Below are 9,532 nucleotides of genomic sequence, written 5' to 3'. Positions count from 1 at the left end.
CACGATGACGCTCGACCGCAAGCATCAGGCCGCCAAACTGGCCGAAATCCAAGCGCGTCCGTGAATAGGGCCGGCTAGGCGTCGCACAGTGGACGCTGGCCCGGTCGCTGCGGCGGCAAGGCATGGCCGAACACTGACGCTACCGCGATTGTGGCGAAAGTCCCGGAATTCAGCTATAATCCGTATATGACTGATGAGAGCACCACCATGATCCGGGTCACGTCCACGGAATTCGGCAAGGAGGTCGGCCGCTATCAGGACGCCGCCCTGATGCAGCCGGTCGTCGTGACCCGCAATGGCCGCGACCGCACCGTCATGATCTCGGCCGACGAATACAGGCGGCTGAAACGGCGCGACCGCGAGGTGATGGGGATCGAGGATTTTACGGCCGCCGATATCGAAGCCGTCGGCCGTGCCGAGCCCTCGCGGAGCGCGGAGGCCTTCAACCCCGAGTTTCAGCCCTGACGCGTGTCTTTTGCTGATCCAGTTCCCGGCCTGGTCATCCGCTATGCTTTTCTGTGGCGGGATGAGCACGAGCGCGGTCAGGAGGAAGGTGCGAAGGACCGGCCCTGTGCGGTTTTGCTGAGCGTTCTCGATGAGGCTGGCAACCGCACTGTCGTGGTACTGCCGATCACCCATACGCCGCCCCGCGATGCCGACCAGGCCGTGGAGGTTCCGGGCGCCACCAAGCGCCGTCTCGGCCTCGACGATGAGCGGTCCTGGATCGTCTTGAACGAGGCCAACCGCTTCACATGGCCGGGTCCCGATCTGCGGCCGATGCGGTCAGGCGATGCGGCAAGCGTTGCCTACGGCGAACTGCCCGCCAACCTGTTCCGGCATGTCCGGGACAAATGGATGGCCCTCGCGCGGCGGTCTATCGTGAAACGAACCGAGTAGCGAGGCTGCGTCCGGCTGATATGATCGGCCATGCGGGCGCATGACATGCCGTTCGATCCAGCCGATTGTGCCGATGCCGAGACCCAAAGCAGTCCTGCACCGTGCTCAGCGCCGTCAAGGACACTATGCGCCGCGATGCGGGGCTCGCCGCCCCCGCGCAGTCACCAGATCTGGACGGCGTAGATACCCGTCTTAATGAGGTCTGTGACCTCCAGCCCCGCCGATTCGCCCGGCTCCGCAAAGGCGCGGCGGAACACGTCCGGCGCCAGTTCCTTGGAAAGCCGGTCGTTTTCGCACAGTGCCATCGACCAGTCCGGGAAGCCTCGTTGCTGAAGGGGGGATTTCGCCAGCAGGACGATGTCACGGTGCCGCGGGTCGAGCCGAACCCGCGCGAAGGTACGCTCGACGGCGTCGGCCGGACCTTCCAATATCTGGGCGAAGTTGGGTCTGGCGCGTTTTGCGTGCAGATTGCGATGAATCCGGAATGACTCCAGCGGCGTAGACGGTTTGGCCGACGGAGGGCCAGACCGATGTCGTCACGCAACTCCTATCTCTCCATGACACCAACCGGATTGATCGTGGACCGTCATGACGTCGGTCCAGACGGGCTGATCGTTCATGCGCATGGCGGTGAGGCATCCGGGAGGTGTCCCGGTTGCGGATCCCTGTCCGCGTCGGTGCACAGCCGTTATGTGCGGTCGCCGCGGGACGTTCCGGCCTTCGGTCGGGGGTTGGTTATCCGTCTCACGGCACGTCGGTTCCGTTGCGCCGTCCCGTCTTGCGATCGGAAGACCTTCGCCGAGCAGTTCGCCCCCGAGATCATCCTGGCTCGATCCCGTCGCACGAGCCGCCTCGATTGTCTTGTCCATTGCATCGGTGTCGTTCTGGGTGGTCGTCCCGGAGAGCGTCTGGCGGAGCGCCTGTCCATACCGATCGGCGCTGATACTCTGCTCCGCACCCTACGGCGCCGTTCGGCACCTACCTCGACATCCGCCAAGATCGTCGGCCTCAATGATTTCGCCTGGCGGCGCGGCCATCGCTACGGAACGATCGTCTGCGATCTCGAACAACGACGGATCATCGACCTGCTGGCCGATCGTGAGATCGGGACGGTGACGGCCTGGCTGAAGGACCATCCAGACATCGAGATTGTCTGCCGCGATCGGGGTGGCGGCTATCGCGAGGCAGCGACGAAAGGTGCTCCCCAGGCTCTTCAGATTGCCGACCGATGGCATCTTCTTGAAAATGCCAGTGCGGCCTTTCTGGACATCATTCGCCGTCATATGCACCACCTTCGCCGTGCGGTCACGAGCGGCGACATCGACCCGAAGCGCCTCAGCGCGGTCGAAAAACGACAATGGAAAGGCTGGCTCAAACGTGACGAGGCCAACGAGAAGGTCCGAGCCTTGCACAAGAGCGGCACCGCGTTGAAGGCGATTGCGCGGCACACCGGTCTCTCGCGTCAGACCGTTCGGCGGATTGTGCGTGGCACACGCGACGATGTATTCCGCTCGCGCGAAAGCACGCTCGACCGATGGACCGAGCGGCTCGAGTCCGAATGGGCGGCCGGGTGCCAGAACGGAACGGAGCTGTGGCGGCGCCTTCGCGGCGCGGGGTTCACCGGGAGCCTGCGCGTCGTGTCCGAATGGAGAACCCGCAAGCGCCGGAGTGTCCGACTTCCAGGAGACCAGCCCCCTTCGTTGCGGATGCCGTCGGCCCGCACGATCGCGCGCCTGCTGACGACCGAGCGGGCTAGCAAAGGCGACGAAACGGTACGCCTGATGGTGGCGATCGAAACCGCATCGCCGGCTATCGTCAAAGCGCGCAATCTGCTCGACCGCTTCGCCGCCCTGATCTCGGCCAAAAAGCCCGACCTGCTCGATCCCTGGCTCATTGATGCTGCGCAAAGCGAATTGTCCGCCTTTGCCGAAGGCATAACGGCTGACAAAGTTGCCGTGACAGCGGCTATCATGGAGACGTGGTCCAATGGACAGACCGAAGGACAAGTCACCAAATTAAAGCTCGTGAAGCGCCAGATGTACGGGCGCGCCAAGGTCGATCTGCTGCGCGCTCGATTGGTGGCGACAGCCTGAGGCGACTGACAATCTGCACGCAAACTGCGCCAGAGCCAAAGTTGCACGCCTATCTACAGCATCGGTGTCGTTCTGGGTGGTCGCCCCGGAGAACGTCTGGCGGAGCGCCTATCCATGCCGGTCAGCGCAGATACTCTGCTCCGCACCCTACGGCGCCGTTCGGCACCTACCCCGACATCCATCAAGATCATCGGCCTCGATGATTTTGCCTGGCGGCGCGGCCATCGCTACGGAACGATCGTCTGCGATCTCGAACAGCGCCGGATCATCGACCTGCTAGCCGATCGTGAGATCGGGACCGTGACGGCCTGGCTCAAAGACCATCCGGACATCGAGATTGTCTGCCGCGACCGCGGTGGCGGCTACCGTGAAGCAGCGACGAAAGGTGCTCCCCAGGCTCTTCAGATTGCCGACCGATGGCATCTTCTTGAAAATGCCAGTGCCGCCTTTCTGGACATCATTCGCCGTCATATGCACCACCTTCGCCGTGCTGTCACGAGCGGCGACATCGACCCGAAGCGCCTCAGCGCGGTCGAAAAACGACAATGGAAAGGCTGGCTCAAACGCGACGAGGCCAACGAGAAGGTCCGAGCCTTGCACAAGAGCGGCACCGCGTTGAAGGCGATTGCGCGGCACACCGGTCTCTCGCGTCAGACCGTTCGGCGGATCGTGCGTGGCACACGCGACGATGTGTTTCGTTCACGTGAAAGCATGCTCGACCGATGGGCCGTAAAGAAGTCTGTGGCTGACAAAGGGTCTTCTCGTGAAGTTGATGCCCGCATAACAGCGTCACCCAATGTCCGTCGTAAGCCGACAACAGTGGCTCTCTGAATGTTTCGATCTCGAAAAGGATGTGGCTCGGCATGGAGGCGCGGTGCGGATTAACGGCGCCACCAATACTCATCGGCTTGCTCCACCTTGAAGCGTTGCCATCTGACGCCGATACACATGCTCATGCGGCTTCGGTCATCTCGGGTGGCGGCAAAACGGCGTCGAGTGCAATCAGACTGATCATGCGCCCATCAAGGGCCAAGATGCCTTTCACGACCTGACTTGCGAAGTGTGATGCAACGTCCGGCAACGGCTGGACCATATCTTGCGTGACCGTGAGGATCTCCGACACACCCTCGACCAGCAGTCCCGCCACTTGGCTGCCGATCGCGACCACCAGAATGGCATGACGGTGCGTCGGTGCGGTCGAGCTCAATCCGAGCTGCATTGCAAGATCGATCATCGGCAGGACCGCGCCGCGTAGATTGATCACCCCGCAAACGAACGGTGGGGCATGGGCTACCGGCGTGGCCGGCGTCCATACCCGGATCTCGCGCAACTCCATCACGTCGATTGCAAATTCCTGTGTGCCAATCCTGAAGGCGAGCAACTCGCGCATGCCCGCGTCCTTGGTTGTGTGGAACTCGTCCATTGTGCCTGCCCCTTCCGAAGTGCGGAACGTGAGCGCGCCTTGATGGCGCGCCTTGCTTAAAATTCCTGCCACTCGCCTGCGCTATCCGCGTGAGCTGATGGCCCGTTCACGACCATCTTATGGATCAGGGCCGGTCGTTTAGGTGCGGTCGCTTTGGCGGTGGTTCGGGAGCGAGCAGGCGCCGGCCGCGCGGTTTGCCGGCGTGCCTCCCCGCTCGCGCCGACGTCCTCGACCCGGAAGTGGCCGACGAGGCTCGCGAGCTCGTTGGCCTCACGGGCAAGGCTGGTGCTCGCAGCCGTCGATTGTTCAACCATGGCGGCATTCTGCTGGGTCACCTGATCCATCTGGTTGATGGCGATGTTGACCTCGGCGAGCCCCGAAGCCTGCTCCTGTGTCCCAGCCGCGATCGCGCCGACGATGCCATTGATCTCGATCACCTGTGCCACGATCCGGTCCAGGGACTTGCCGGTTTCAACGACCAGGTCGACACCTTGGGTGACCTGGGCGGCCGAAGCGTTGATCAGTCCTTTGATCTCCTTGGCGGCGTCGGCCGAGCGTTGAGCGAGCGCCCGAACTTCGGAGGCCACCACCGCAAAGCCACGTCCCGCCTCGCCCGCTCGGGCCGCTTCCACCCCGGCATTCAGCGCGAGCAGGTTGGTCTGGAAGGCAATCTCGTCGATGACCCCGATAATCTGGCTGATCTGGTGCGATGACTTGGCGATCGCATCCATCGCCTCGACCGTCTGACGCACGACAACAGAGGTCTTCTCGGCATCCGCACTGGCTTCGGTCACCACTTGGCGTGCATGGCCCGCCCCCTCAGCCGAGGCCTTCACCGTATTGGTGATCTCATCCAGCGCCGCAGCGGTCTCTTCCAGGCTGGCCGCCTGTTGCTCGGTGCGCCGCGCCAGATCGCTGGATGCCGTCGCAATCTCCTGCGTCCCCGCGTTCATCGCCCCGGTGCTCGACACGACCGCGAGCATGGTGTCCTTCAATTTGCCGACGGCATCGTTGAAGTCATCCTTGATCTGCACGTAAGCCGCCGAAAAGCCCTCATGCAGAAGCACCGTCAAATCTCCCCCCGCAACAGCCTGCAAGCCCTCGCCCAAACGACGCACCACCTCGGCCTGTTCTTCGGCCAGGACAGCGCGCTCTTCAGCGGTCCGACGATGCATGTCTTCGGCGGCTTGAGAGGCCGCCACCGCGGCCTTGTGGCTTGTCTCGGCCGCAATCCTCGCCTCATCCGCTTTCGCGCCGGACGCTGTCACCGCACCGAACATGCGTTCGACCGTTGCGGCGATCCAAATTAAGGCTGCCGCTTCGAGCACCAACACGAGCGCATGCGTGGTCAGGCGGACAAGATCCGCGCCGCCCGGATAGATCAGGGCCGGCAACAGAAAGTTGAGCGCGATGTGATGCAGCGCGACGGTCACGCTCCCAGCAACAATCACGCGCCAGTCGCAAGCCGCGACCAGGATGGCGAGGGCGGCGAAGTAGTACATATGCAGATCGACCTGCATCTTCTGACCGCTCAGCAGCGCGACCAGGACCGAGATTGAGACCATCAGCGCGACGCCTGCGACGATGCGCGCCTGATCGCCCTGCCGATCCCAGCGGGCCAACATCTCAACCGACCCTGCGAGGACCGTCACGATGCCGACCGCCAGCAGCCACGGCACGCCGCTCATCCATCCCACAAGTGCGACGAGCGGAACCTGGAGCCATATTGTCCAGAGAACGAGACGCAGCGCTCTAGCCCGCAGGGCGGCCAAATTGAGCAGGGTGTCAGCCATGATCAGGTTTTTTCCAATGAAGCGGAGCAGCCCGCGGAGCGCAGGGGGCTGAGTGTGAAAAGAGCCCCGTTCAGGTGAAGGCGGCCCGCAAGATTTGGTTGATTTGACCGCACGATGAGGACGCTTCGCCAGCTGCCAACCTGGACGATAGTGCCCGTCGCGCCCGCCGCCTCAAACATCTGTCGCGCCGGCCACCAAGGAGGGAAGAGGGCTGCCACGATTGAAGCATCATCTGGCGCCGCGGCATAGGCAGCGATGAGGCCAAAAAGTATGACCGCGATGCTCAAGCCAAAGGCGAGACCATGCCGTTTCAAATCCAGCCACGCCGCTTCACACATCAAGGGCTCCAGATTTGTTTACACCGCATGAGAACAGGACCAAGCCTACGGCCAAATACATTCAAGGTAGATTAGACGTGGAGTATTTAGAATTTGCGAGAAAAACGTAAAAGTTTCTTCCTTAGGTTGTTTCCTGACGAGGACGATTAGTTATACCGTCCGCCGTCAGCCCTCATGAGACAGAAGATTTACAAGCCTGAAAAGGTTGTAGCGATGCTGCGTTAGGTCAACGTGCTTGTGTCACAATTGACGTATCACGGCGTTGTTGCGATGCGAGTTGGATCGTAAACGCCAAGCGGGTGTCTAGCGGTCGAGAAGCCAAACGAACAAAGCCATTGCGAAAGGCGGCTAAATGCCGAAGCGTCGGCAATTCGCTACGCTGCCAGGGTAGAGGCCGTTTCGTGGACGGCCGAAGGTATGCAATGTCCAAGGAGTACCAAAACGTCCCTGGCCGGCACCGGCCTGCTGAACAGGTAACCTTGAACCTGGTCGCAGCCCTCGGCGCGGACGTGCTCAAGCTGAGCTGACGTCTCGACGCCTTCCGCTGTTGTCGAAATCCCAAGACTCACGCCGAGACTGGTGACGGCCCGAACGATCGCTTTGCAGTCTGCGCTGGTCTCGATTTCCCTGACGAAACAGCGATCGATCTTGATTTTGTCGAATGGGAAGCTGCGAAGATAGCCGAGCGACGAATAGCCGGTCCCAAAGTCGTCCATGGCGATCCGCACGCCCTTGGCGCGTAATTCGTGGAGCACCGCCACGGTTCCAGACGCATCGCTAAGCAGCGCGGTCTCAGTGATTTCAAGTTCCAGGCGCGCCGGATGAAGCCCCGAAAGAGTGAGCGCATCAAGGACCGCAGTAACGAGCTCGGGACCTTTGAACTGTGCAGGGGACACATTCACGGCGATTTTGACGTCGCCCGGCCAAGCCACCGCGTCAGTGCAGGCCTGATGAAGAACCCACGCGCCGAGCGGCACGATCAAACCCGTCTCCTCTGCCAGCGGGATGAACTCGTCTGGCCCAATCATGCCTCGTTCCGGATGCTTCCACCTGATCAAAGCCTCGAGGCCGCTGACCCGACCAGAAACGACGTCGACGAGGGGTTGATAGTGCAACTCGAACTGTTGCAGCTCAATCGCTGCGCGTAGATCCAGTTCAAGCGCGCGACGCGCCTGCAACTTTGTGTCCATGCCGCGCTCGAAGACGCGGAACAGGCCACGGCCATCCGACTTCGCGCGGTAGAGCGCGATATCCGCCATCTTCAAGAGTTCACCGGCATCATTGGTGTCGATCGGCGCCAGCGCGATCCCAACGCTCGCGCCGATCATGATCTGATGCCCGAGGATCACGTAAGGCTTCGAGAGTGTGTCAACGACCCGCTGCGCCAGCGTACCGGCTTCCTCGACCCGGCCAAGTGGAGATTGCACGATGGCAAATTCGTCGCCTCCGAGCCGGGCAGCAATGTCATTTTCCCGCAGGCACGTGCGGATCCGGTCGGCCACAGCACGCAAGAGCGCATCGCCAATCGGATGGCCGAGCGTGTCATTGACCTGCTTGAATCGATCCAGATCCAAGCACAGGACAGCGACCATGCTGTCCTGCTCCTCCGCCTGAGTGAGGGCCTTTGCCAAGTGGGAGGCGAGAAAGGCGCGGTTCGGCAAACCTGTAAGAGTGTCATGCAGCGCCAGGCGATTTGCTTCCTCCTTGGAACTGGCAAGTTCCGTCGTGATGCGTTGTGCGATCTTCACAGAAACCGCTGTCATCAATGCGAGAAGGAGAACTCCGATGATAGAGTAAGCAACAATCAGATTTTCCACGCGAACCGCCGTCAAGGCGGCGTCGTTTCGCACGCCCAGCAACTTCTTTTGCAAGACCTCGCGCTGGTCGTCCATAGCCGATTCCAAAGCGGTAAAGGTCTGTCTGAAGCGCTCATAATTGGCGGATCCGGCAATAGGGTCCTCGAGCGCCAACTCCACCGCATGCTGACCGGAAGGAGCAAAGGCTTCTGCAAGGCCGGCGATCCTGCTGTAGCTTTCGCGTAAGTCTGCACTCGGAGCACCCGCTAGGTTTTCTGAAATCGCAGTTTTGACGGTATCGATGTGGTGTTTGACTTCGGCCAGGATTTTGTCCCCACCTTCGCGATTGGTGCCGTCGGCGGTTTTCAGAGCCCGCAACACGTCGGCGCGAACATCATCCATAAAATTGTCAGCGTTGTTGTGGTTTATAAGGATCTGCTCCAGGCGCACGACGTTGCGGCGCGCTTCGAGTTGGCGCTCGATGCCAAACAATCCGAAAGAGGCAAGTCCGACAACGACGGCGACGCTCAGCGTCCCAAGCATAATCAGGACCATGCGGATTGACCAGAGCGGCTGTCTCACGGGAGCACTCTTCCAAAACTACCAAGATGTATGAAGACGAATGCACTCCAGATCTTAAGGGTGGCAGGTCACGCGCCTTTGGAATTGAAGTCGCGCTTAACAAAATGCAACGCCAGTGGTCGCTTTAAACAATTAGCGCTTGGCATCGACGAAGCTGATCAGCGCGATGGGGGCTCGGCACAGTTGGGCGGCGATCCCGGCGATATCGTCGAACGCAGGCTCGGGCCCGGTATCGTGAAGCGCAGCAAGTCGACCCGAATGCCCGAGAAGGTCGACCTGCTCATCGTATGCGTGGATCGAACTGACCATTGGAGCCGACAGATCTCCTAAGCTCCGCTCCCATGAGGCTTGCAAATTCAGGTGAACAAAAAGCCGCACTGTTCGAAATGTCGTGCCGAGCGGTTTATACTTTAATGCGCTTTTGTATTTGATTCAGCGGCACGTAGAATGCTTGAAATCCGCCATTATACTCTGTGTTCGCAGAGTAGTCCGAACCTCACCATCCAAGTAGGCCTTTGGCAGGCCGGCTATCTACCTTGGCACCACGTTCGAAGTCTGGGGCCGATCTGCAGCAATCACGGCCATCGAGTTTGGCCTGATAGAGCGCGGC

9 protein-coding genes are annotated in these 9,532 nt (G+C 61.0%); 5 read left to right on the top strand and 4 right to left on the bottom strand.

The window, feature by feature from the left end; all coding sequences use genetic code 11:
• Positions 1 to 186 precede the first annotated feature (186 nt).
• Together M8523_RS34955 and M8523_RS34950 are read left to right on the top strand one after the other, a co-directional pair.
• Positions 187 to 465 (top strand): type II toxin-antitoxin system Phd/YefM family antitoxin, encoded by a 279-nt coding sequence (locus M8523_RS34955; RefSeq protein WP_282589419.1) that lies wholly within the window; start codon positions 187 to 189, stop codon positions 463 to 465.
• Positions 466 to 468: 3 nt separating this feature from the next.
• Positions 469 to 897 carry a hypothetical protein gene (locus tag M8523_RS34950; RefSeq protein WP_282589418.1) on the top strand — a complete coding sequence of 143 codons (429 nt, stop codon included), beginning with the start codon at positions 469 to 471 and terminating at the stop codon, positions 895 to 897.
• Between the two features lie 161 nt (positions 898 to 1,058).
• Here the strand turns inward: M8523_RS34950 and M8523_RS37100 are convergent, their stop codons facing one another.
• Positions 1,059 to 1,325, bottom strand: a complete 267-nt coding sequence (locus M8523_RS37100; RefSeq protein WP_510182675.1) for a BLUF domain-containing protein — start codon at positions 1,323 to 1,325, stop codon at positions 1,059 to 1,061.
• Positions 1,326 to 1,427: 102 nt separating this feature from the next.
• Between M8523_RS37100 and M8523_RS34935 the strand changes: the two genes are divergently transcribed.
• Entirely contained in the window at positions 1,428 to 2,990 is a 1,563-nt protein-coding gene (locus tag M8523_RS34935; protein ID WP_282589415.1) for an ISL3 family transposase, read from the top strand.
• Between the two features lie 114 nt (positions 2,991 to 3,104).
• Positions 3,105 to 3,821 carry a transposase gene (locus M8523_RS34930; RefSeq protein WP_345894364.1) on the top strand — a complete coding sequence of 239 codons (717 nt, stop codon included), beginning with the start codon at positions 3,105 to 3,107 and terminating at the stop codon, positions 3,819 to 3,821.
• A gap of 121 nt (positions 3,822 to 3,942) precedes the next feature.
• Here the strand turns inward: M8523_RS34930 and M8523_RS34925 are convergent, their stop codons facing one another.
• The 3 genes from M8523_RS34925 to M8523_RS34915 all read right to left on the bottom strand — a co-directional run bounded on the left by M8523_RS34925 (position 3,943) and on the right by M8523_RS34915 (position 8,922).
• Positions 3,943 to 4,380 carry a chemotaxis protein CheW gene (locus M8523_RS34925; RefSeq protein WP_282589413.1) on the bottom strand — a complete coding sequence of 146 codons (438 nt, stop codon included), beginning with the start codon at positions 4,378 to 4,380 and terminating at the stop codon, positions 3,943 to 3,945.
• 89 nt (positions 4,381 to 4,469) lie between these two features.
• Positions 4,470 to 6,206 (bottom strand): methyl-accepting chemotaxis protein, encoded by a 1,737-nt coding sequence (locus M8523_RS34920; protein ID WP_282589412.1) that lies wholly within the window; start codon positions 6,204 to 6,206, stop codon positions 4,470 to 4,472.
• A 712-nt stretch (positions 6,207 to 6,918) separates the two neighbouring features.
• A complete protein-coding gene (locus M8523_RS34915; protein WP_282589411.1) occupies positions 6,919 to 8,922 on the bottom strand; it encodes a putative bifunctional diguanylate cyclase/phosphodiesterase in 2,004 nt (667 codons plus the stop codon).
• Between the two features lie 30 nt (positions 8,923 to 8,952).
• Between M8523_RS34915 and M8523_RS34910 the strand changes: the two genes are divergently transcribed.
• Complete coding sequence (locus M8523_RS34910) at positions 8,953 to 9,252, top strand: hypothetical protein (protein WP_282589410.1); 300 nt, start codon at positions 8,953 to 8,955, stop codon at positions 9,250 to 9,252.
• Positions 9,253 to 9,532: the final 280 nt, after the last annotated feature.

It is taken from the genome of Lichenifustis flavocetrariae (genome assembly GCF_026130545.1).
Classification (GTDB): domain Bacteria; phylum Pseudomonadota; class Alphaproteobacteria; order Rhizobiales; family Beijerinckiaceae; genus Lichenihabitans; species Lichenihabitans flavocetrariae.
This window is presented reverse-complemented; position numbering and strand designations above follow the sequence as displayed.